Below are 23,419 nucleotides of genomic sequence, written 5' to 3'. Positions count from 1 at the left end.
AATCCGCGGCAATGAACCTGCTCTACTGGCTCGATCCCTGGGAATTTTCACCGACGGTCGTCATCGCTCTGCTGCTGCCCGCAATCCTGTTCGTGCGCGGCGCGAGCAAGGCAAAGGTGTCGATCGCGCGCCGCGTTTCCTTCTGGTTCGGGCTGGTGGCGTTGTACGTCGCGTTGCACACGCGGCTCGATTATTTCTTCGAGCACGAGTTTTTCATGCATCGCGCGCAGCACCTCGTGCTGCATCATCTCGGGCCTTTCTTTATCGCGCTGTCGTATCCGGGCGCGGCATTGCGCGCGGGCATTCCGTTCCGCTGGCGACAGCGCTTCGTGCGGCCCGCGCTCGCGCTGCCGTTCGTACGAAAGCTGCTCGACGTCGTCATGCATCCGGTCGTCGCGGTGACATTGTTCGTCGGCCTGATTTACTTCTGGCTGATGTCGCCGGTCCATTTTGTCGCGATGCTCGACTGGCGGCTTTATCGCGTAATGAACTGGAGCATGGTGGTCGACGGCCTGCTGTTCTGGTGGCTCGTGCTCGATCCGCGTCCCGCGCCGCCGGCGCGCCTGTCGCCCGGCAAGCGCGTGCTGGTGGTGATCGCTGCGATTCCGCCGCAGATCATCCTCGGCGCGTTCATCTTTTTTTCGCCGCGAGAGCTGTATCCGATCTATTCGATCTGCGGGCGCGCGTTCACCTGGCTGAGCCCGATGCGCGATCAACAGATCGGCGGCCTGCTTCTGTGGATTCCGGGTTCGATGATGAGCGTGATCGGCGCGCTCGTGGCGTTGCGTCACTGGATGCGCCTCTCCGCACGCGGACGCGTGCGCAGCGAACGGCGTGCGATGCCGGCAAGCCCCACGCAAGCCGATGTCGCGAACACGGCTTCGTCGACTGTCGGCATTCACCGCTGACGCCTCGCCGATACCCGGCTGGCGCCTCGGCCGCCTCGGGCTGATGCCCGGCGATCACCCAGGCACGCCGATGCACGCTCAGGCCGAACGCATCCACACGTGGGGAATGCCGTCCTCTTCGTGAATCTCGGACACTGGCGCAAACCCAAACGCGCCGTAGAAGCTTTGCAGATGCGCCTGCGCGTGCAAGCGGATCGGCGTGCTAGGCCACTGCGTGCGGATATTCGCGATCGCGCGGTCGAGCATCGCATTGCCGAGACCGATGCCGCGGAATTCCGCGGTAGTCAGTACGCGGCCGATCCGAATATCGCCGTCGTCGGCGTCGGGTAGGAGCACGCGCAAATAGCCAGCGAGCGGCGGTCGCGCGGCGCCCGTGGTTGCATCGTCCGTTGCGCCGAACGCGAGCAGATGCCAGGCGTCGAGATCGAGACCGTCGATATCGCCATACAGGCAGTTCTGCTCGATCACGAAGACAGCGCTGCGCGCGGCGAGCATCGCGTAGACCTCGGCGCTCGTGAGTTCATCGAACGCCTTCCAGCGCCATTCGAGTTGCGCGAGCCTCGCGGCAGCGGTGTGTTGCGGTTCGGTCATGACAGGCTTTTGGAATGAAGCGCGCCGTCACCGACGGCGGCGAATGCACAATGATGCCGCGCGTCGCGGCACCGGAATAATCAATTGCTTACGCGCCTCGCGCGGCGCGCACTTTCGACGCCTGCTTGTGGCTGTACATCGCGGCGTCGGCTGCGGTGAGCAATTCGGCGATGGAACCGTGCCGCCCGGCGTCGTACTGAATCTGCCCAACGCTAAAGCGAATCCGATAGCCGCGCTGATCCTGCGCATTGCGCTCGTCGAGCAAGTGCGTAAGACGCTCCGTCACCTCGCGGGTCGCGGCTTCGTCCGCGTCGCTGAGCAACGCGACGAACTCGTCGCCGCCGAGCCGCCCGATCACGTCGCTTTCGCGCAGCGCGGTGCGCAGTATGTCGGCAAAAGTCTTCAGCGCACGATCGCCCTCGGCGTGACCGAACGTGTCGTTGATCTGTTTGAAATCGTTGAGGTCGAAAAACAGCAGCGACGCCGGCTTGTTCAGGCGCTTGCAGACATTGAGCGCATGCTGGGCGAGCGCGGAGAATCCACGCCGGTTGGACAGCAGCGTGAGGTCGTCCAGCGTGGCGAGCTGCACGGCCGCAAGTTCCTGTTCGGCCATACGCGCGAGATCGCGCAGCAGTTCGCGCTCTTCATCGTCGAGTTCGCGTGGCTTGACGTCGATCAGACACAGCGTGCCCAGCTTGCTGCCGTTGGGCACCGTCAGCGGACAGCCAGCATAAAAGCGGATGTTGGGCGCTTCGGTCACGAGCGGATTGTCGTGAAAGCGGTCGTCGGCCAGCGTGTCCGGCACCGTGAGTATCTCGTCCGACACGATTGCATGCGCGCAGAACGAGACGTCGCGCGACGTCGCGCTCACCGACAGGCCCACGCACGACTTGAACCATTGCCGGTCTGCATCCACGAGGCTTACCAGCGCGATGGGCACACCGAACAGGCGCTTCGCGAGTCGCGTCAGGCGGTCGAAGCGCTCTTCGGGCGAAGTATCGAGAATATTCAGCGCGCGTAACGTCTCCAGACGCGTGCTTTCATTGCCGGGAATGGGTGGCAGATGCATGGGGTGTCCTCTGAAACCATCGCGTGAAACAGCGAGTAGTGATCTGGTGATTCCTGAGCGGATTTTCTGAGCGATTCGAGGCTTCTCAATCTGCGATTTTACGCGTGCGGACAAGTTCCCCATAGCGCCGCTGCTACTCGCCGGCAAACACCGGCTCGACGGATCGTGCGAGACGTTCGACGAGGTTGCCCGGTCCGCATAGATGAAGCGCGCCGACCACGACCAGGGTTCGTTCAGGTCGGGCGAGCAACTCGCTTATGCGCGCGGCCCACATGTGATTGCGCCCGTCCAGAATCGTGCGTCGGATATCGGGCAGATTGAACATGGGTGACTCGACGGCGATGCGGTGCACGGCTGACAGATCTCCGTCGAGCCACGCTTCATGCATGCGCTCGAGCGTGCGCTGGGGCTCGCTGATGTCGGCCATGAGCAACTCGAGTGCCGCGGCAACCGCATCGAGCGGAATCGATTCGAGCGCGCCAGCGACTTCTTGCGCTGTCTCCAGGAATTCATAGGCTTTGCCCTCGCCTGTCGCCCAGCGCAGCATGCGCGGCTCGACGCCCTCGACGAGCTGCTGAAACAACGTCGGCGCAATGATCAGCGCGGCCCACGGACGTAGATCGGCGAGCGGCGTGAGCGGGCCGTCAGCGGGCCAGGCAGCTTGCAGACGAGTCCAGGCATCGGCGGCAAGGAAAGACGCGAGGCTTTGCGCGCCACGCTGCGGATCGGCTTTGAGGAAAGGCAGAATCGTCGGCGCGTCGGATTCGAAGACGAGCGCCTCGGCCCAGTCATAAGCTTGCTCGATCCACGGCGGCGTTCTGCGGTTCGACGCAGGAAAGAGATGCATGGAGCCAAGAAGGCGCACATTCGTGCCGGTGATGTGTAGGTACATGCACGTTGGGTGGCGAAGAACAAACGTGCATTGTGCGCCATATTGTCCGCACGGCGCAGCGCGTCAATGCGCACGCGTCCGCACTGGGTTGCGGACGCGGAAAAAAGAAAAGCCCCGACATAGCGGGGCTTTTCTGCACTTCAACTACTGGAGGCGCGAGCCGGAGTCGAACCGGCCTAAACGGCTTTGCAGGCCGCTGCATAACCGCTTTGCTATCGCGCCGCAAGCGGATTGGAATCTAGCTGCAGATTCGCTGATTTGTCTCGTGGACAACCATCAGTCCACCAAACAAAAAGGGAAGCGTTGCTTCCCCTGATGTATGGAGCGGGAGACGAGGCTCGAACTCGCGACCTCAACCTTGGCAAGGTTGCGCTCTACCAACTGAGCTACTCCCGCAATGCACTGCTTCGCAACGCCTTGCACTTCTCAAACCACATTACTGACCAACGCGCTGCTTCAAAAATCTGGAGCGGGAGACGAGGCTCGAACTCGCGACCTCAACCTTGGCAAGGTTGCGCTCTACCAACTGAGCTACTCCCGCGTATTACTGCTTTCGTGCTGCTTAAAAAGGCCTACTACGCCCTTCTTCCTCCTACTGCAACCGACGTTTCGAACTGCTCGCATCGGAGAAACGAGATTATGGAGAAACGACCGAAACGTGTCAACCCCTTTTGCCAATCTCTTTAACTGAACAGATTTCACTCATGACGTTCTCACGAATCGCGCTCAATGCTAGCGCGTACGGCGCTCAGGCAGCCCCGCCGCGCTCGCGAATTTGCGGCCATGCGAGCTTCATGTAATACAGCATGGACCAGATGGTCAGGAATGCCGCGAGATAGATGAGCCACAAGCCCCACGTTCGTGTGTCGATCGCCACGCCGCCGCCGAATGACAACGGACCGTTGAACAGCAGCATCGGAATAGCCACCATCTGGCAAACGGTCTTGAATTTACCAAGCGAATTCACGGCCACGCTCTTCGACGCGCCGATCTGCGCCATCCATTCGCGCAGCGCCGAAATCGCGATCTCGCGCCCAACGATCACTAGAGCAATAGCGGAGTCGATTCGCGCGAGTTGCACGAGCACCAGCAAGGCGGCGGTCACCATCAGTTTGTCCGCGACAGGGTCGAGAAACGCGCCGAACGCCGACGTCTGATTCCATTTGCGAGCCAGGTAGCCGTCGAACCAGTCGGTCAGCGCAGCCAGCACGAAGATCGTCGCCGCCGCGAGATTACGGTGCGGGGGACTCATCATCATGTCGGGCAAATAAAACACGCCGACGACCAGCGGAATCAGAACAATCCGCAGCCAGGTCAGGAAAATCGGGAAATTGAACGGCATGGGCAGGCGCAGCGTCTGACGGGAGAGATGCAATTGTGCCGTGTCACAGTGCGTGCCACAAGCAAAGCGGCGCCGGGAGCGACGCGCGCACCGCTTGCGCGACTCACCTCGCGTGAGGACGGCACATAAAGTGAGGCGAGCGAGGCTCATCGCGCTCGTCGTGCAAGATGCCGCGGCAGCAGCGTTGCCGCCGCGGCCAGCTAAAGGCGACGTGACCCGCGCGCCGCGACTCAGTGCAATTGCCGATAGATCTGCTCGGCGAGCGCCTGAGAAATTCCTTCGACGCTCGCTAGATCTTCGACGCTCGCCGCGACCACGCCGCGCAGCCCGCCGAAGCGCGCCAGCAGCCGCTGACGCCGTTTCGCCCCCACGCCTTCGAGCTCCTCGAGCCGCGACGTCTGACGCGTCTTGCCGCGTTTTGCGCGCATGCCGGTGATCGCAAAACGGTGCGCCTCGTCGCGGATCTGCGCGACCAGCATTAACGCCGCGCTTTCCTTGCCGAGTTCGAGCGGCGTGCGGCCGTCGGCGAAAATCAGGGTTTCGAGGCCGACCTTGCGTCCCTCTCCTTTCGCGACGCCGACCAGCATGCCCGTGTCCAGCCCAAGCTCGGTGAACACTTGCCGCGCGATTTCCACCTGACCCTTGCCGCCGTCGATCAACACGATGGTGGGCAAGATGCCTCCCGACGCGACAGGTTCAGCGGCCTCGGGCGTGAGCGACGGGTCCACCGCCGTATCGCTTTGCAGATCGACGGCCTCATCGGCGGCATTCGCGGCGGCCTGCGCGACCATTTTCTCGTAGCGGCGCGTGAGCACCTGGCGCATCGCCGCGTAGTCGTCGCCGGGCGTGATGCCGGTGATGTTGTAGCGGCGATATTCCGATGACTGCATCTTGTGATGGTGATACACGACGCACGACGCCTGCGTCGCCTCGCCCATGGTGTGGCTGACGTCGAAACATTCGATGCGCACATGCGCGAGGTCGTCGCACTCCATGCCGAGCGTGTCGGTAAGCGCACGCGTGCGCGCCTGTTGCGAGCCTTGCTCGGACAACAGTCGTGCGAGCGCGAGCCGCGCGTTCTGCTCCGCCATTGCGAGCCACGCGCGCCGTTGCCCTTGCGGCTGACGCAGCACGGTGACCTTGTGGCCGGCCTGCTCGATCAGCACGTCGACGAGTTCTCGCGTGGCCGGCGCGTGGCTGACCACCAGCACGGGCGGCACGCGATTGCCGAGATAATGCTGCGCGATGAACGCCTCGAGCACTTCCGATTCGATGCTGCCCGACGCGCTGTTCTTGCGCGGCTTCGCCGGTTCCGAACTGGAATCGGGGCTGGCATCGAGCACGCCTGCGCTTGCGTCGTCAGCGAGGTCGTCGTCATCTTCCGGCGGCAGTTCCTGTGCGATTGCAAGCGCATCCGCGGTGTCCGACGATAGTTTGTCGCCGCTTATATTGCTGTGCGCGTTTTCCGCAGAAACCGAGCCTGCGTCCGACGCGACGTCGACCAAAACGTCGTCGCCTTCCTCTTCGAGACCACCCTCTTCCGCCGTCAACGCACTTTCAACGTGCGCGGGGAAATACGCCTTGTCGCCGAGATGCCGGCCGCCGCGCACCATCGCAAGATTCACGCAGACGCGGCCGCCCAGAGCGACCACCGCGAGAATATCGACATCGCTATCGCTACCGACCTCAATGGCCTGCTGATGCAGCACCGTCGACAGCGAACTCATCTGATTGCGCACGGCCGCAGCCTGCTCGAACTTCAGCTCGCTCGCGAACGCATGCATCTTCTGCTCGAGTTCTTTCATCACTTCGCCCTGCCGGCCGAGCAGAAAGCGCGACGCATTCGCGACGTCGCGCGCGTAGTCCTCTTCGCCGATGTTGCCAACGCACGGCGCTGTGCAACGGCCGATCTGATGTAGCAGGCACGGCCGCGTGCGGTTGTTGAACACGGAGTCTTCGCAGGTACGCAACTGGAATACGCGCTGCAGGATCTGAATGCTCTCGCGCACCGCCCACGCGCTCGGAAACGGACCAAAATACTGATTCTTGCGATCCACCGAGCCGCGGTAATAGGCCATGCGCGGAAACTTGTGGCCGGTCAGCTTCAGGTACGGATACGACTTGTCGTCCCGAAACAGAATGTTGTAACGCGGCGCGAGCGCCTTGATCAAATTGTTTTCGAGCAACAGCGCTTCCGCCTCGGAGCGCGTCACGGTCGTCTCGATGCGCGCAATGCGCGTCACCATCATCGCGATGCGCGGCGACAGTTGCGTCTTCGTGAAGTAGCTCGAAACACGCTTTTTGAGATCGCGCGCCTTGCCGACGTACAGCACCGCGCCGTGCGTGTCGTAATAGCGATAGACGCCGGGCAGATGCGGCAACTGGGCGAGCACTTTTTTCGGCTCGAAAGCGATGTTTGCTTCGGGTTCGGTCATGCAGGATCGGCTGGTGGGACTGTCTCGCGGGCGGTCGCCCCGTCTGGCCTGGTGTGGCCGCATCGGTTTCACGCTCAAAGAAGTCTGGCGCGAGGAGATCGAACGGGTGCTTTAGAATCGCCAGTTTAGAACATTCCGCGTCCGCCCGAGCCCGCCGATGCCCTCCACCGCGCCGCCATCCGACCCAACCGCCGACCCAGCCGTCGACCCAACCGCCGCTGCGCCTCGCGAACCGTCCGCAGCGATCGCGTGCGATATTTTCTGCGCGGTGATCGACAATTTCGGCGACATCGGCGTGTGCTGGCGCCTCGCGCGTCAGCTTGCGAGCGAGCACGACTGGCAAGTGCGAGTCTTCGTCGACGATCTGCATGCGTTCCAGAAACTGTGTCCGTCGCTCGCGCTCGATCGTGCACGGCAGACCATCGACGGGATCGTCGTCGAACACTGGCACGCGCCGACGCATGCCGGCGACACGCTCGAAGTGGCCGACGTGGTGATCGAGGCGTTCGCCTGCGAACTGCCGCCCATCTACGTGGCTGCGATGGCGCAGCGCAAGCGCCCGCCTGTGTGGATCAACCTCGAATATCTGAGCGCCGAGGACTGGGTCGCGGACTTTCACCTGCGGCCATCGCCGCATCCGCGCTATCCGCTCGTCAAGACGTTCTTCTTTCCCGGGCTCGGGCCGGGCACGGGCGGCGTGCTGAAGGAGCGGAATCTGGATGCCGCACGCGCGGCGTTCGAGGCGTCGCCTGCGGCACGAGAAGCGTGGTGGCTGCAAACCGTGGGACACGCGCCACCTGTCGGGGCGACTGTCGTTTCGCTCTTCGCCTATGAGAATCCGGCAGTCGACAACCTGCTCGAGCAATGGCGCGACAGTGTCGAACCTGTGGTGGTGCTTGTGCCCGAGGGCCGTATCTCCGGCGCGGTTGCGCGCTTTTTCGGAGTGCCGGCGTTTGCCGCCGGCACCCGTGCGGAGCGCGGCGGATTGAGCGCACATGGCCTCGCGTTCACCGAACAATCCGGCTACGACGCGCTGCTCTGGGTCAGTGACATCAATTTCGTGCGCGGCGAGGATTCGTTTGTGCGCGCGCAGTGGGCCGCCAGACCCTTCGTCTGGCACATTTACCCGCAAGCGGACGACGCGCATCTGCCGAAACTCGACGCCGCGCTCGAACACTACGGCCGCACGCTTGCCGTCGATGCCCGCGCCGCCCTCGCGCGGTTTTGGCACGCCTGGAACGGCGTCGGCGAGCCGGACTGGGCAGCGGTGCGCGACCACTACCCGGCGCTGCAGCGGCGCGCGGTCGAATGGGCCGGCGAACTCGCGCGAGTCGGCGACCTCGCTGGAAATCTGGCCTTGTTCACAAAAAGTCAGTTAAAATAAGCGGTTATCCAACGGCCGACGACGCAAGCGCGGCCCGATCGCAGCAAAAAAATCCTGGATTCAGTTGGCTTCAGTTGGCTTTCGTCTCCCGCTTTTAGCCGGTTCCCCCGGCATCCAAAGATGCAATGCGACGCTTCGCGCAAGCCGCATGCAATCGGTGGAGAAACGGTGGGCAAAAGCGCACTTCAGGAAACACGCTGCCGACCGGCGCCACTCGTGTACACGCCCGCATCGGGTAAAAAGCAGGTAACGGATTTGCGGGAATTGCGGAACGCGTCGCATCGGCTACGCCACTGGAACCCTCGCAGCAAGCCAACCGCGCTTCATGCACCGCTTCTCGCCGGGCCGTCTCATCGCGGCGCGGCGTAAAGCGCAGGAAACGTCGAAGCCGCTTGCGCCGTATGCCGTTGAGCACAAGTTGAAGCTACTTATTTCGTACAGGACAGTTTTATGAAGACCGCACAGGAACTCCGCACCGGCAACGTCGTAATGATCGGCGCAGACGCAATGGTCGTGCAAAAGGCCGAATACAACAAATCGGGCCGCAACTCCGCCGTCGTCAAGATGAAGTTCAAGAACCTGCTGACCGGCGCAGGCATGGAAAGCGTGTACAAGGCAGACGACAAGTTCGACGTCGTCGTGCTCGAGCGCAAGGAAGTGACGTACTCTTACTTCGCCGATCCAATGTACGTGTTCATGGACGCCGACTACAACCAGTATGAAGTCGAAGCCGAAATGATGGGCGACGCGATGAACTACCTCGAAGACGGCATGACTTGCGAAGTCGTGTTCTACAACGAGAAAGCCATCTCCGTCGAACTGCCGACCACGCTGGTCCGCGAAATCATCTATACGGAACCGGCTGTGAAGGGCGACACGTCCTCGGGCAAGGTGCTGAAGAATGCCAAGCTGAACACCGGTTTCGAGCTGCAAGTGCCGCTGTTCTGCAACATCGGCGACAAGATCGAAATCGACACGCGTACGCACGAGTATCGTAGCCGCGCATAACCGCCGGCAAGACGCCCCCGCCCAGCGCGACGCAATGCGCGCTGGCAAAAAACGAAAAGCGCCCCATTGGGCGCTTTTTCTTTTTTGTGCCGCCGAGTATTGTGGAGGAAAACTTTACCGGCAATTTTGTCCAAATTTCCGGTCACAGCATTTCGATGTTGCCGTGTGTGGCAATGTAAGCCCTTGATATGCCAAGTCAAAGGGCGTTGGCATAGCTCATGCTAGAGACCCCATACCCAATGTCTCTCGACTCCGGAGATGCGAGATGAATAACGACATCGCAGAAGGCAAGTGGAAGCAACTGGTTGGGAAGGCGAAGGCTGCGTGGGGCGAACTGACCGACGACGAACTCACCAAGGCCGAAGGTCGCGCGGACCGTCTCGCGGGCCTGATTCAGGAACGCTATGGCAAAACTCGCGAAGACGCGGAGCGCGAAGTACGCCGCTTCTTCGACAGCAATCGGGATTTCTGACAGCAAAAGCAGCAGACGCGAAGTAAGCGCCGGCGCCCATGCAGCATTGCATCGTGGCCGCAGGATGCCGGCGAATAGAACCAGGCGGGCCGCAACGCTAACCAGCGCGCGGCGAATCGCCCGCTCAGATACAGCAAAGGACCAGAACTACGTGAGTCGACTCGCCGCCCGTTTCGCCCGGTGGCATGAATGCCGGGTACCGCGGTCATGCCGACCGGGAGGCCGCTTGTGCGCCGCCCGGCTGACGCTGACTTGCGCGGCGACGCATCCGCCCGACAGTACCGGCCAGCCATCGTACCCGCTTCGCCGCGCTGCGGTTCAGGCGCAGAAAAAGCGGCTATTTCATCCATTTAAAAAGTTGCGCTCGCCATGCCACACGCTCTGATTGTTGAAGACGACCCCAATAGCCTGTCGGGCCTATCCGCGATTCTTGCCGCGGATGGTTTTTCAGTCGACACCGCGACGACCATCGCCGAAGCGCGCGCCGCGCTGACGCGCTTCATCCCCGACGTTGTTCTGGTCGACCTGAATCTTCCAGACGGCAGCGGGCTCGACCTGTTGCAGCATCTGCCCGCGCATCCGCCAGGCGGCGCGCTGCCTGTGATCGTCATGACCGGCAATGCGACCGTGGAAAGCGCGATCGAAGGCTTGCGGCACGGCATCTGGGACTATCTGCTGAAGCCGGTCAACATTCCCCGCCTGCGCAGTCTGCTTGCGAGAATTCCGCGTCCGTATGAGTTGACTGAGGAAGTGCAGACGCTGCGCGCATCGTTGCGTCAGCTTGGGCGCTTCGGCTCGGTGCTGGGCCGCAGCGCCGCGATGCAGCACGTGTACGACACGATCGAACATATCGCGCCGACCGAAGCGGCCGTCCTGATTTCAGGCGAAGCCGGTACCGGCAAGCAGGTGGCCGCCCGGACGATGCACGATATGAGCCGGCGCCGCAAAGGCCCGTTCGTCACGCTCGATTGCCGCAGCGCAGCCAGTTCGCAGCTGCGTTCGCTGGACAGCGTGCTGTTCGGCCACGAACGCGGCGCGTTCAGCGGCGCCGATCAGCGCGAGCCCGGCCTCTTCGAGCAGGCGAGCGGCGGGACGCTTTTCATCGACGAGATTGCGGAATTGCCGCGCGCGCAGCAGGAAGCATTGCTCCGCGCGCTGGATTCGCAGACCTTCATGCGGGTCGGCGGCACGAGTCAGGTCGTGACCGATTTCCGTTTGATCGCGTCGACGCGCAAAGCGCCGCGCGCAGCGGTCGCGGACGGCAGTCTGCATGAGGACCTCGCGCTGCGTCTCGAAGCCGCAGCGGTGACGCTGCCGCCGTTGCGCGAGCGCGGCGAAGATCCTGCGCTGATCGCGCAGGCGATTGTCGACGAACTGAATCACGACGCCGCCGCGCGCGGCGCGTCCGACGTCGCCAAGCAGATCGGGCCCAACTTCCTGCGCGAATGCCTGACATACGAATGGCCGGGCAACGTGCGCGAGCTGCAGGACCGCGTGCGGCGTGCGTACCACGCATCGGGCGACGTGCTGGAGTCGTTGCGCGCCGACGAAGCCGGCTCCGTCAACGGTCGCGATCTGAATGGCAGCCGCGTTCAGGTCACGGTCGGCACCCCGCTCGCCGATGTGGAAGAAATGCTGATTCGTGCGACGCTCGACGCGGTAGGCGGTACACGCCATCGGGCGGCGTCGCTGCTGGGCATCAGCCCGAAGACGCTGTACAACAAACTGCAACGGATGCGGCTGAACTGACCCCCTCTTCGCTTTGCACGTCGAAGCGCTTGCAAAGCGGACCGGGGAGGCGCACATCGCATGCACGCGCGCAGATGACCAATGAACAACGGCGCCTGAAGCGAGGCGCCGTTGGTTTATCTACTGTATTCGCGCGTCGCTCAGGCGAACACGCTGCGCAGCAAAGCCTGCGCTTGCAGATATCGCGGCTCCGCGACCAGCTTGCTCCACTTCAGCGCCTTGTCGCGCGGGCGCATGCGCTTGACCCGCTGCTGCGATTCCTTCGATGGCGTGAAGCGCAATTCGTCCAGCACCTGTTCGGCCTTTTCGGGCTGATTGCAGATCAGCACCATGTCGCAACCGGCCTGCAGCGCGGCAGTCGCGCCTTCGGTGAGCGTGCCGCCCTGGCGCGCGGCTTCCATCGAGAGATCGTCGCTAAAAATGGCGCCTTCGAAGCGCAGCTTGCCGCGCAGGATGTCCTGCAGCCAGACACGTGAAAAGCCCGCCGGCCTGGAGTCGACTTGCGGATAGACGACGTGCGCCGGAATCACCGAGCCGAGCGACAGCCCAAGCCAGTCATACGGCGCTACGTCGTCGCGAAGAATGTCGTCGAGCGAGCGTTCGTCGACGGGCATCGCGACGTGCGAGTCCGCGTGCGCGAAACCATGCCCCGGAAAGTGCTTGCCGCAGTTGCTCATGCCGGCGAGCGCAAGACCGTGGTTGAGGTTTTTCGCGAGCATCGCCACGACGCGCGGATCGCTATGAAACGCGCGATCGCCGATTACCTGCGACTGGCCGTAGTTCAGATCGAGCACCGGCGTAAAGCTCATGTCGATGCCGCAGGCGCGCAACTCCGAAGCGAGGATATAGCCGACTGCGGTCGTGACCTTGGTAGCATGCATAACGTCGCTGTCCCACAGCGCGCCGAGCTTGGCCATTGCGGGAAGCACGGTGAACCCGTCGGTTCGGAAGCGCTGCACACGTCCGCCTTCGTGATCGACTGCGATCAGCAGTTCCTCGCGAATCGCGCGAATAGAGTCGGTCAGCGCAATCAGTTGCGCCCGGTTCTCGTAGTGGCGCGCGAACAGAATCACACCGCCGGTCATCGGATGGGCGAGACGGCGCTTGTCGTCGTCGTTCAGCGTTTTGCCGACGACGTCGAGCATCACCGGTCCGGGATTGGTTTTCATTGATTTCCGCTTGAAGATTGCGTGAAGCAAGGAGATACGCGACCGCGCGGGCCGCGTTCGCAATTATTTCTGGTTAGCTGCAGCTTCCGGGTTGGAGCCGTTCGCCCCTTCTGCTTGCGCACTCTCGGCAATCACGAACGACACGGCGTAATCGCGCTCGTCGGTGATCGTGACGCGCGCCGTGATGCCGCGCGTCTCGAGCCATTCGGCCAACTCCCCGGATGCGACCACCATCGGTTCGCCGCTCGGCTTATTGAGCGTTTGCAGCGCGCGCCATGTCATGGGCCAGTGCATGCCGAGACCGATCGCCTTCGAAAACGCCTCCTTCGCCGAGAATCTCGTGGCGAGGAATGCGAGCCCGCGCGCGGCCGAACGAGCGTTGCGCGCGTGGTATACACGTAATTCGTCTGGGCCGAGTACCTTCTCGGCAAAGCGGCCGTTGGTGCGCGTCATGACCGCCGCCACGCGACTCACCTGAACGATGTCTGTACCGATACCGTAGATCGCCATAGGGGACCGGCCCTTACGCGTTACGCACGTGCGCCGAGACGGGCGGCGACCATGATCGCCTTCATCTCGCGCACCGCGTTGTCCCAGCCCGCGAAAATCGCATGCGCGACGATCGCGTGACCGATATTCAGCTCGACGATGCCGTCGATCGCCGCGATCTGCTGGACGTTCGTGTAGTGCAGGCCGTGGCCTGCGTTCACCTTGATACCGAGCGTCGCGCCGAATTCGACCGCGCGAACCACGCGCTCATATTCGCGCTGTTGTTCGCCTGGATCGCGCGCCTCGGCATAACGCCCGGTGTGCAACTCGATTACCGGTGCGCCGGCTTCGTGCGCTGCACGGATCTGCGTCTCGTCCGGATCGATGAAGAGCGACACGCGTGAGTTCGCGTCGGCCAGTTGCCTGCACGCAGCGCGCACGGCCTCGAACTGACCGGCGACGTCCAGACCGCCTTCTGTCGTCAATTCCTGACGCTTTTCCGGCACGAGGCAAACGTCATGCGGTTTTACTTCGCAGGCGATGTCGAGCATCTCCTGCGTGACCGCGCATTCGAGGTTCATGCGCGTCTTGAGCAGCGGGCGCAGCGCGCGCACATCGGCGTCGACGATATGGCGGCGATCTTCGCGCAGATGCAACGTGATGACGTCGGCGCCGGCTTCCTCGGCCATCAGCGCGGCGCGGATCGGGTCGGGGTACAAAGTTCCGCGCGCGTTGCGCAGCGTGGCGACGTGATCGATGTTCACGCCGAGATCGATCACATTCGGCGACGTTAGAAAGAAGCTCATAAGTTCTGCAAGTCGATCAGGATCTGGCGCGTCGCGAGCGGCGTGCCGCCAAGATAAGTGTTGAGCAGAAAGCGCATCAGCGTTTTGCTTTGCGCCACGGTCTGCGCCCGATGGTAATCGTCCTTTTCCATATCGAGCAAGGTTTGACCTGCAATCACCGGCCACTGCGACGGCAGATCGTCGGATGCTTCGCGCACGCCGCGCTCCGGATCGAACACATAACGGCTGCCGGCTTCGACCGCTTTGCGCGCGACCGTGCGATCGAGCGCCATCGCGTAACCAGTTTCGCGCAGCAACACGCGCTCGAACGAACGTAACACCTGGACCGGCGGCTCGTCGTGCGCGAGACGCGTCATGGTGACGACGTAGTGATGGAACAGTTGCGGATGCGGATCTTCGCGCGCGCAGAACTTCACGAGGAGTTCGTTCACATAGAAGCCGCACAGCAGCGCGTCGCCCGTTAAAGGCAGCATGCCGCCGACCCACTCGGCGCCGGTCAGCGTGCGCACCTCGCCTCTGCCGGACCACGACAGCGCAAGTGGCTGGAACGTTTGCAGCACGCCGCGCAACGCGGAGTGCGGACGCTTCGCGCCCTTGGCGACGAGCGCGAGGCGACCGTGATCGCGCGACAGCACGTCGATGATCAAACTCGTCTCACGATACGGATAGCTATGCAGAACGAAGGCGGGCTGCTCGGCGATGCGGTATTCGGAAGCCGATGTGGAACCGCGCGAGGACCGGCGAGCCGGCGCCTTGCGAGGCGCGTCATCGGGGCCGGTGTCGGAGGTGCTTTTAGTGGAAGATTTGCGGCTGGCGCGAGCCGGCTTTGACGGCTCGCGTGACGGCGCGGCCGGCTCCGCGTCGTCCGGATCCGTGTCGGAATTCAGCGTGACCCACGCGTCATTCGTACCCATACGCACGAAGTCCTGCTTCGTTGTCGGCCCACCCGCTCTTCACCTTGATGAAGGTTTCCAGATATATGGGTCCGTCGAACAGCTTCTCCATGTCGAGGCGCGCCTCGGTGCTGATCTGCTTCAGCTTCGCACCCTTCTGGCCGATGATCATTGCCTTGTGCGTGTCGCGCTCGACGAGGATCGTCGCGAAGATGCGGCGCAGGCGTCCTTCGGTTTCGAACTTGTCGATCAGCACGGTGCTCGTGTACGGCAGTTCGTCGCCGGTCCAGCGGAAAACTTTCTCGCGCAGAATCTCGGCCGCAAGAAAGCGCTCGCTGCGATCGGTGAGATCGTCTTCGCCGTAAATCGGTGCGCCTTCCGGCAGGTACGGCTTGACGGTGGCCATCAGGCGCTTGATGTCGTCCGGGTTTTTGGCCGACAGCGGCACGATCTCGCTGAACTGGCGCAGCGCGCTCACCTGCTGCATGAACGGAAACAGCGAGTCTTTATCCGACACACGATCGAGCTTGTTTGCAATCAGCAACGTGGGTACAGAAGGCGGAATCAGGTCGAGCACTTTCTGGTCGTCCGGGCCGAAACGGCCGGCTTCGATCACGAACAGGATCGTATCGACGGAAGTCAGCGTAGACGTCACCGCGCGGTTCAGCGAACGGTTCAGCGCGCCGCTGTGCTTGGTCTGAAAGCCGGGCGTGTCGACGAAAATGTATTGGACGTCTTCGAGCGTATGGATGCCGGTGATGCGATGGCGCGTAGTCTGCGCCTTGCGCGACGTGATGCTGACTTTCTGGCCGACCAGCGCGTTCATCAGCGTGGATTTGCCGACGTTAGGGCGGCCGACGATCGCGACCATGCCGCAGCGGAAACCAGTGGGAGTGGGAGCGTTCATATTGGGCTACGGCAGGTTCGGATCGACGCGCTCGGGTGGCGCACCGGGGCAATCAATGGCCCGCGTCGGCGACGCGCGTTTGTACCGCGTCGGCTACGCCGGGTTCGTTTTCGGTGGGGGCCGCAGTGTTCGTCGCGGGCGATACAGCGTCGGACGCCGGCTCGCGACTGCGGGACGGTTTGTCTACGCCGCGGACGGCGGACTCTGCCTTTGTGTCGATGGGCTTGGGTTCGGCCGGCTTCAGGTCTGCGGACGACGCGTTGGCGGTTTTCGGGTCGGCGGGTTTTGGCTCTACTGGCCTGGCTTCGGCCAACCGCGCATCCAGCTTGTCCGCCGGCTTGTCCCCTGCTGATTTTTCCGCCGATTTGTCGCCAGGCTGCGCGGCGGCTCTATCCGATTTCTCGAACTTTTCCGCCCTATCGGCTTTCTCCAGTCGCTCGCCCTTATCGGCGCGTTCCGGGGCGCTGTACTCGACGTGCGCCGCGCGAATCACCGCCAGCGGTGCAGCCGCAACCACCGCCGCCAAAGCGCTACGCTCCGCGGCGGGCTCTGTTCCGGACGTTACCCGCGGTTCTCCCTTCGCCGCGCCACGCTCGCTCTTACGATCCGGGCTGCGCAGGTCGAGGGCGGTCTGGACGCCAGTCACGCCGGGGACAATTTCAAGCTCGACATTTTTCGCTGCGCGCGCGCCTTTTGAACGCTTTGACTTGCCGACGACTGCCGGCGCGGCGGCGAGGACCTCGTCGAGCGCTTTTTTGGCTGCGGCCTGCTCAGCCGCGCGCCGACTGGCGCCAGAGCCAGAGACCTTCACGTCCAGCTTCGGCACCGTACATTCAACTTCGAATTGCTGATTGTGCGCCGCACCATGCGTGGCCACAACGGTGTACGTGGGCAAAGCGATCTTGTGACCTTGCAGATATTCCTGCAAAAGCGTCTTCGCATCTTTGCCGAGCGTACGCGGGTCGATGTGATCGAGGATCGGCACGTACAGGCGCTTAATGACCGTCTGGGCGGCTTCGAAACCGCCGTCGAGGAACACTGCGCCCAGCACCGCTTCAAGCGTGTCAGCAAGGATTGACGGCCTACGGAAGCCGCCGCTGCGCAGTTCGCCCTCCCCGAGCCGAAGTCCTTCGGAGATATTCAGGGCCTGAGCGATTTCGTAAAGCGATTGCTGTTTAACGAGATTAGCGCGAACGCGAGACAAGTCGCCTTCGTCCAGCTTCCCGAAACGTTGGAACAAAAGCGCAGCCACCGCGCAATTCAGAACGGAATCGCCTAGAAATTCGAGCCGTTCGTTATGCGTGGAACTGTGACTGCGGTGTGTTAAAGCCTGGCGCAGCAATTCCGCATTGCGAAATTCGTAGCGCAGACGGCTTTCCAACGGAGATGAGGGCATGGGCAGAGTATAACGCGGGCGCCGGGCCGGGCGAAAACGCGGCCGGCCCGACGGGGAAAGCGTGGTGAAGCGACGTTAGAGGACTTTATGTAGCGATAACGCGCGGCGCCCGCAGGGTCGTTCACGTGATCGTTGATCGTCGATAAGCGATCACGTTCGCAGCGCGTCATGCGGTCGGCGAAAAGCTTACTGGAACGAGCCGATGCGCTTGAGATTGCTGAAGTTCATCCAGATGAAAAACGCGCGGCCGACAATATTCTTGTCCGGCGCAAAACCCCAGTAACGGCTGTCGGCGCTGTTATCGCGGTTGTCGCCCATCATGAAGTAATTGCCCGGCGGCACTTTGCAAATCACGCCGCGCGCGTTGTAAGTGCAGTTGTCGCGATACGGATAATCTTCTGCGCCGACGATAAACGGCGGCACGGCGGGATTGTTCAAAATTGCGTTCTTGCGGCCGTCCAGATTTTCCTCGAACTGTTTCGCGTAGCCAAGACGCTCCTCGTCGAGATAATCGGGCAGCGGCGTTTCAGGCACCGGCTTGCCGTTGATGGTGAGCTGCTTGTCCTGATACGCAACCGTGTCGCCCGGCAAGCCGATCACTCGCTTGATATAGTCGACCGACTCGTCTTTCGGATAGCGGAACACCACAACGTCGCCGCGCTGGAGCGGCCGGCCCTCTGTGATTTTCGTATTGACGATGGGCAGGCGGATACCGTAATCGAATTTATTGACGAGGATGAAGTCGCCCACCAGCAGCGTTGGCACCATTGAGCCGGACGGAATCTTGAACGGCTCCACAACGAACGAGCGCACTACGAAAACCACCAGAATCACCGGGAAAAAGCTCGCGGAATACTCGAGCCACCATGGTTGGCGCAGCTTGTCGTCACGCAGTCGCGCGCGCGTCTGCGCGGCGTTTTCGTCGGCGAAACGCTCACCGATACGTGCCTGCTGACGGTCGAACTCAGCGACCGCGGCTTCCGCCGCGCGCCGCCTTTGCGGCATGAACACCAGTTTGTCTGCGACCCATGCGACGCCCGTCAAAACGACGAGCACAAAAAGAATCAGCGCAAAATTCATAGGGTTCCGTTGTTCGTCTTATTTGTCTTCGACACGCAGGATGGCGAGGAAAGCCTCTTGCGGAATCTCGACGGACCCCACCTGCTTCATTCGCTTCTTGCCTGCCTTCTGCTTTTCCAGCAGCTTTTTCTTACGTGAAATATCGCCGCCGTAGCATTTTGCCAGCACGTTCTTACGCAATGCTTTAATGTTTTCGCGAGCGATGATATTCGAGCCAATCGTGGCCTGGATCGCAACGTCGTACATCTGGCGCGGAATCAGTTCGCGCATTTTCGCCGCGACTTCGCGACCGCGGTACTGGCTTTGCGAACGGTGCACGATGACCGACAGCGCGTCCACCTTGTCGCCGTTGATCAGCATGTCGACCTTTACGACGTCGGACGCGCGATATTCCTTGAATTCGTAATCCATCGACGCGTAACCGCGCGAGATCGATTTCAGCCGATCGAAGAAATCAAGCACGACCTCGCCCATCGGAATCTCGTAGGTCAACTGCACCTGACGGCCGTGATACTGCATGTTGATCTGGTTGCCGCGCTTTTGCGTACACAGCGTGATCACCGAACCGACGTAGTCCTGCGGCATGTACAGGTTCACGGTGACGATCGGTTCGCGCACTTCTTCGATCTTCGAGGGCTCCGGCATCTTGGCCGGATTTTCGACCATGATGGTTGTGCCGTCGCGTTGCAGGACTTCGTACACGACGGTCGGCGCCGTGGTGATCAGGTCCATGTCGAACTCGCGTTCGAGACGTTCCTGCACGATCTCCATGTGCAGCAGACCCAGGAAGCCGCAACGGAAACCGAAACCGAGCGCCTGCGAAACTTCGGGCTCGTATTGCAACGATGCGTCGTTTAGCTTCAGCTTTTCAAGCGAGTCGCGCAGCGCGTCGTACTGGTTCGCTTCGACCGGATACAGGCCGGCGAACACCTGTGGCTTCACTTCCTTGAAGCCAGGTAACGGCTCGGCAGCAGGCGCGTTCACCAGCGTGACGGTGTCACCCACCTTCGCCGCGGCCAATTCCTTGATGCCGGCGATGATGAAACCCACCTGCCCCGCCGACAACGATTCGAGGTTCTTGGACTTCGGCGTGAACACGCCGATGTGTTCGACCGGATACTGCGCGCCGGTCGCCATCATGCGGATTTTGTCTTTTGGACGCAGTGTGCCGTTGACGATACGCACGAGCATCACGACGCCGACGTAGTTGTCGAACCACGAGTCGATGATCAGCGCCTGCAACGGCGCTTCCGGATCGCCCTTCGGCGGCGGCACTTTCGCGATCAACGCTTCGAGCACGTCTTCCACGCCCTGGCCCGTCTTGGCGCTGCAATGCGTGGCGTCGGTCGCGTCAATACCGATTACGTCTTCAATCTCGGCGATCGCGTTCTCGGGATTCGCGGCCGGCAAATCGATCTTGTTGAGCACCGGAATGACGTCGACGCCGAGTTCGATTGCCGTATAGCAGTTGGCGACTGTTTGCGCCTCTACGCCCTGGCTTGCGTCGACCACCAGCAGCGCGCCCTCGCACGCGGACAGCGAGCGGCTGACTTCGTACGAGAAGTCGACGTGCCCCGGCGTGTCGATCATGTTCAGGTTGTAGACCTTGCCGTCGCGGGCGCGATAGGTCAGGGCCGCAGTCTGTGCCTTGATAGTGATGCCGCGCTCGCGCTCGAGGTCCATCGAGTCGAGCACCTGAGCTTCCATCTCGCGGTCGGACAAACCGCCGCAAATCTGGATGATGCGATCGGCAAGCGTCGACTTGCCATGGTCGATGTGCGCAATGATCGAGAAGTTACGAATATGATCCATTCAGTGCCGATCAAGCAAAAAAGGCGCGCTCGGACAATAGCGGAGCACGCCTTGTAAGTAGGTGAAAAACTTATCCATTTTAGCCGAAAAGGCCGGTGCCCGGCGCATCTTGCAGGGCATGGACGCAGAGACCGTCGACGAAAGACCGGCTCAGGAAGCCGCAGCGGTGCGGGCAGCCAACGCGTCACGCACCCGCGATTCGTCAAGATGGTAGTGACAAAGCTCGATTCCGTCGCACAACAGGACCGGCACCAGCTCGTTGTAGCGGGCTTCGAGCGAGGGATCGCTGTCGACGTCGATGACTTCTACTTGCGCGCCGAACTCGGCCAGCAAGGGCTCGAGCGCGGTGCGCATGTCGTCGCACAAGTGGCACCACGCGCGCGAATAGAGCCTGAGCGGCGCCACCGTTGTCATTTCTGAGCGCTGCGCGGGCGAATTGGCACGAACTGAGTGTTCTCGCCGCGACGCACCAGCAGTGCGACCATCTTCTGCGAGTCCAGATGCGAGGTCAGTTCGTCGAACTGTTTCGCGCTCGTGATGTCCGTGTCGCCCACACGCAGGACGATGTCGCCTTTTTGCAGGCCGACGCGTGCCGCCTGACCGTCCACGGCGTCGATCTGCACACCGTTGCGCAGTTTCAGCGCCTTTAGCTGATCGGCCGGGATGTCGCTGACGGCCAGGCCGAGCGCATTCGTGGCGCGTTGCTTGGGCGCCTGTGGCTTGCGCTGATCGGCCTTCGCAGTCTTGTCCGGCTGCATCTCTGCAATCGTGACCGGCAACTCGCGGGTTTGGCCCTTGCGCCAGACCGTAATGGTCGCCTTCGTGCCCGGCTTGGTATCGCCGACCATGCGCGGCAAGTCCGTAGCCGTATCGACCGAATGGCCATTGAACTTCAGGATGATGTCGCCTGGCTGCACGCCCGCCTTGTCCGCCGGACCGCCCGGCTCAACGCTGCTGACAAGCGCGCCCTGCGACTTCGGCAGACCAAGGGAATCAGCGACGTCTTTGGTCACTTCGCCGATCGCCACCGCGATCCGGCCGCGCACCACCTTGCCCGACGCTTTCAACTGATCGGCCACGCGCATCGCTTCGTCGATCGGAATCGCGAACGAAATGCCCATAAAGCCGCCGGTACGGCTGTAGATCTGCGAGTTGATGCCGATCACTTCGCCCTGCATGTTGATGAGCGGTCCGCCCGAATTGCCCGGGTTGACGGCTACGTCGGTCTGGATGAACGGCAGATAGTCGCCCGTGTCACGTCCCTTCGCGCTGACGATGCCGGCCGTCACCGTGTTCTCGAGCCCGAACGGCGAGCCGATTGCGACCACCCACTCGCCCACGCGAACCTTGTTCGAGTCGCCGATGGTGATGGTCGGCAGATTCGCCGCGCTGATCTTCACGACCGCGACGTCGGTGCGGTCATCCACGCCGATCAGCTTCGCCTTGAATTCGCGCTTGTCTGTGAGCGTGACGTAAATGGTGTCCGCGTCGTCGATCACGTGCGCGTTGGTCATCACGTAGCCGTCCGCCGACAGGATGAAACCCGAGCCGACGCCGCTGTTCTGTTCGGGATCGTTGCTGTCCGGCGTGTCCTGGCTGCCACCACTACCGCCGCTGCCGCCATGGCCACCATTGTCCCCGCCGCGCGGCGCGCCGGGAGATTGCGGCGACTGCGGCATCGGAATGCCGAAAAAGCGCCGGAAGAACTCCGACATGTCGCCGTCGTCCATGCCGGGCGGCAAGCCGCCGCGCGCGCCACTGTTCGTCACGCGCGTGGTCGTGCGAATGTTGACGACCGCCGGACCAACTTTGTCGACGAGGTCGGTGAAGTCGGGCAGATTGGCTGCGGAGGCCGCTGACGCCGTATGCGGTGCGAACGGCAAACATGCCGCCACCACCGCGGCCGCGAGGAATTTGCGCACCGAGAAAGTCGTCATATCGTAGGAAGCCGAGGGATTCAGGATTCGGAGGATTACTTCGGAGCCTTGTATTCTATGGCAGACGCGAATTGCTGCAACGTGGTCTGGGGCACTTCTCCGAGCAGGGTAATCCAGAAGTCGCCGCGGCGCTTGACTAGTACGTGCGTAGCACCGGTACTGCCCGCGCCTTCCTTGCGCGTGTTGTTTTCAACCGGCTCGATGAACACCGAGATCGCGGCGAGACCGTCGGAGAACACCGCCTGATCCACAGGAATGGTGGGCTGACCTGCTTCGCGTGCCGCCATGGGACGGCGCAGTTCACGGATCTTGCGAAAGCCCGGCACCGTCACCCCGAACTGCCAGCCCTGCGCGGCCATATCGACCGGTTCGATCGGCGGATGCACCACCGTCCAGCCCGCGGTATTGCGAATACCGTTGACAATGCCCGCCTTGTCGACGGGCACCCCGATGCGGATCTGCGAGAACGACAGTTGCTCGAGCACCTGACCGCTCGGATCGAGCGTTTGTGCGCGCAGCAGCAGGCCGGTTTTCTTGTCGGCCCACAGTTTGTAAGCGAATCGGTAGGCGTCTTTCGGATCGAGCTCGATCACCTGACTTTCGATGCCCGCAACGCGGTCGTCGCCGAGCAGTTTCGGCTCGTACACCGACAGAACCTGCTCGCCGCTTACGGCAAGCAGCGCGGGGAACGAGTCTTTGTTCTGGCGCTTTTCGACAACGCACAAATGCCGTTCCGGCACGAAGGTGTAGAGCTCCTCGTTATGACGAAGCATCTTGCGTGGCTTGCCGTCGAGGCTTTCCAGCTGCTCGAATTCGCCGTCTGCCTTCGTCGCATAGTGCGCGATCCGCGACGTCTGGACGAAATTGCCCCGCTGATAGACAAACGCGCCTTCGTAGTTCTGTTGCTGCGCGGCCTGATGGATGCGATCCAGCAGATCGGCAGCGGTGCGGCGGGCGACGAGCGGATCGTCGGTTTGTGCAAAAACCCGCGGTGTAGCGGACAACAACACGGCTGCGCAGAATAGAAATGCCGGCAGCCGCCCCCAGATAGTCGTTATATTCAACCGCGGAGTCTGCATC

Annotated in this window: 21 protein-coding genes and 3 tRNA genes; 5 read left to right on the top strand and 19 right to left on the bottom strand. The window is 62.2% G+C overall.

Features of this window, described 5'->3' with window-relative positions; all coding sequences use genetic code 11:
• Positions 1–11 precede the first annotated feature (11 nt).
• Entirely contained in the window at positions 12–908 is an 897-nt protein-coding gene (locus BCA01S_RS08215; protein ID WP_027776504.1) for a cytochrome c oxidase assembly protein, read from the top strand.
• A gap of 78 nt (positions 909–986) precedes the next feature.
• Here the strand turns inward: BCA01S_RS08215 and BCA01S_RS08210 are convergent, their stop codons facing one another.
• The 8 genes from BCA01S_RS08210 to uvrC form a co-directional block, all read right to left on the bottom strand.
• Positions 987–1,499, bottom strand: a complete 513-nt coding sequence (locus BCA01S_RS08210; protein WP_027776503.1) for a GNAT family N-acetyltransferase — start codon at positions 1,497–1,499, stop codon at positions 987–989.
• Positions 1,500–1,587: 88 nt separating this feature from the next.
• Positions 1,588–2,568: a sensor domain-containing diguanylate cyclase gene (locus BCA01S_RS08205; protein ID WP_027776502.1), complete on the bottom strand. Its 981-nt coding sequence runs from the start codon at positions 2,566–2,568 to the stop codon at positions 1,588–1,590.
• A gap of 133 nt (positions 2,569–2,701) precedes the next feature.
• Entirely contained in the window at positions 2,702–3,460 is a 759-nt protein-coding gene (locus BCA01S_RS08200; RefSeq protein WP_027776501.1) for a TraB/GumN family protein, read from the bottom strand.
• 148 nt (positions 3,461–3,608) lie between these two features.
• Positions 3,609–3,682 (bottom strand) — tRNA-Cys (locus BCA01S_RS08195).
• 98 nt (positions 3,683–3,780) lie between these two features.
• A tRNA-Gly gene (locus tag BCA01S_RS08190) sits at positions 3,781–3,856 on the bottom strand.
• A 69-nt stretch (positions 3,857–3,925) separates the two neighbouring features.
• A tRNA-Gly gene (locus tag BCA01S_RS08185) sits at positions 3,926–4,001 on the bottom strand.
• A 207-nt stretch (positions 4,002–4,208) separates the two neighbouring features.
• Positions 4,209–4,802 carry a CDP-diacylglycerol--glycerol-3-phosphate 3-phosphatidyltransferase gene (pgsA, locus tag BCA01S_RS08180; RefSeq protein ID WP_027776500.1) on the bottom strand — a complete coding sequence of 198 codons (594 nt, stop codon included), beginning with the start codon at positions 4,800–4,802 and terminating at the stop codon, positions 4,209–4,211.
• A 230-nt stretch (positions 4,803–5,032) separates the two neighbouring features.
• Positions 5,033–7,237, bottom strand: coding sequence for an excinuclease ABC subunit UvrC (uvrC, locus tag BCA01S_RS08175; RefSeq protein WP_027776499.1), 2,205 nt, complete (start codon positions 7,235–7,237; stop codon positions 5,033–5,035).
• A 157-nt stretch (positions 7,238–7,394) separates the two neighbouring features.
• Here uvrC and earP point away from each other — a divergent pair, with 157 nt between their 5' ends.
• The 4 genes from earP to BCA01S_RS08150 all read left to right on the top strand — a co-directional run bounded on the left by earP (position 7,395) and on the right by BCA01S_RS08150 (position 11,850).
• Complete coding sequence (gene earP / locus BCA01S_RS08170; RefSeq protein ID WP_027776498.1) at positions 7,395–8,621, top strand: elongation factor P maturation arginine rhamnosyltransferase EarP; 1,227 nt, start codon at positions 7,395–7,397, stop codon at positions 8,619–8,621.
• 450 nt (positions 8,622–9,071) lie between these two features.
• Positions 9,072–9,629, top strand: a complete 558-nt coding sequence (efp, locus tag BCA01S_RS08160) for an elongation factor P (protein ID WP_020069404.1) — start codon at positions 9,072–9,074, stop codon at positions 9,627–9,629.
• Positions 9,630–9,894: 265 nt separating this feature from the next.
• The gene (locus BCA01S_RS08155; protein ID WP_027776496.1) at positions 9,895–10,101 is read left to right on the top strand and encodes a CsbD family protein; all 207 of its coding nucleotides are present in this window, start codon (positions 9,895–9,897) and stop codon (positions 10,099–10,101) included.
• 369 nt (positions 10,102–10,470) lie between these two features.
• Positions 10,471–11,850 carry a sigma-54-dependent transcriptional regulator gene (locus BCA01S_RS08150; protein ID WP_027776495.1) on the top strand — a complete coding sequence of 460 codons (1,380 nt, stop codon included), beginning with the start codon at positions 10,471–10,473 and terminating at the stop codon, positions 11,848–11,850.
• A 140-nt stretch (positions 11,851–11,990) separates the two neighbouring features.
• Here BCA01S_RS08150 and nagZ read toward each other — a convergent pair whose 3' ends face one another.
• From nagZ to BCA01S_RS08095, 11 genes are all read right to left on the bottom strand, one after another.
• Positions 11,991–13,019, bottom strand: a complete 1,029-nt coding sequence (gene nagZ, locus BCA01S_RS08145; RefSeq protein WP_027776494.1) for a beta-N-acetylhexosaminidase — start codon at positions 13,017–13,019, stop codon at positions 11,991–11,993.
• A 63-nt stretch (positions 13,020–13,082) separates the two neighbouring features.
• Entirely contained in the window at positions 13,083–13,529 is a 447-nt protein-coding gene (gene acpS, locus BCA01S_RS08140) for a holo-ACP synthase (protein WP_027776493.1), read from the bottom strand.
• A 20-nt stretch (positions 13,530–13,549) separates the two neighbouring features.
• Positions 13,550–14,314 carry a pyridoxine 5'-phosphate synthase gene (pdxJ, locus tag BCA01S_RS08135; RefSeq protein WP_027776492.1) on the bottom strand — a complete coding sequence of 255 codons (765 nt, stop codon included), beginning with the start codon at positions 14,312–14,314 and terminating at the stop codon, positions 13,550–13,552.
• A complete protein-coding gene (recO, locus tag BCA01S_RS08130; protein WP_027776491.1) occupies positions 14,311–15,228 on the bottom strand; it encodes a DNA repair protein RecO in 918 nt (305 codons plus the stop codon). The genes pdxJ and recO overlap by 4 nt, the downstream gene beginning before the upstream one ends.
• Positions 15,215–16,114, bottom strand: a complete 900-nt coding sequence (era, locus tag BCA01S_RS08125; RefSeq protein ID WP_027776490.1) for a GTPase Era — start codon at positions 16,112–16,114, stop codon at positions 15,215–15,217. The genes recO and era overlap by 14 nt, the downstream gene beginning before the upstream one ends.
• 52 nt (positions 16,115–16,166) lie before the next feature.
• Positions 16,167–17,510: a ribonuclease III gene (gene rnc / locus BCA01S_RS08120; RefSeq protein ID WP_027776489.1), complete on the bottom strand. Its 1,344-nt coding sequence runs from the start codon at positions 17,508–17,510 to the stop codon at positions 16,167–16,169.
• 186 nt (positions 17,511–17,696) lie between these two features.
• Positions 17,697–18,590 carry a signal peptidase I gene (lepB, locus tag BCA01S_RS08115; RefSeq protein ID WP_020069395.1) on the bottom strand — a complete coding sequence of 298 codons (894 nt, stop codon included), beginning with the start codon at positions 18,588–18,590 and terminating at the stop codon, positions 17,697–17,699.
• A gap of 18 nt (positions 18,591–18,608) precedes the next feature.
• A complete protein-coding gene (gene lepA, locus BCA01S_RS08110) occupies positions 18,609–20,402 on the bottom strand; it encodes a translation elongation factor 4 (RefSeq protein WP_020069394.1) in 1,794 nt (597 codons plus the stop codon).
• A gap of 150 nt (positions 20,403–20,552) precedes the next feature.
• A complete protein-coding gene (locus BCA01S_RS08105; protein WP_027776488.1) occupies positions 20,553–20,816 on the bottom strand; it encodes a glutaredoxin family protein in 264 nt (87 codons plus the stop codon).
• The gene (locus BCA01S_RS08100; protein ID WP_027776487.1) at positions 20,813–22,339 is read right to left on the bottom strand and encodes a DegQ family serine endoprotease; all 1,527 of its coding nucleotides are present in this window, start codon (positions 22,337–22,339) and stop codon (positions 20,813–20,815) included. Before BCA01S_RS08100 ends, BCA01S_RS08105 begins: the two co-directional genes overlap by 4 nt.
• A 35-nt stretch (positions 22,340–22,374) precedes the next feature.
• Positions 22,375–23,418: a MucB/RseB C-terminal domain-containing protein gene (locus BCA01S_RS08095; protein ID WP_020069391.1), complete on the bottom strand. Its 1,044-nt coding sequence runs from the start codon at positions 23,416–23,418 to the stop codon at positions 22,375–22,377.
• Between the last annotated feature and the right edge of the window lies 1 nt (position 23,419).

It is taken from the genome of Paraburkholderia caledonica NBRC 102488 (assembly GCF_000685095.1).
In the GTDB taxonomy this organism is placed as follows: Bacteria; Pseudomonadota; Gammaproteobacteria; order Burkholderiales; family Burkholderiaceae; genus Paraburkholderia; species Paraburkholderia caledonica.
This window is presented reverse-complemented; position numbering and strand designations above follow the sequence as displayed.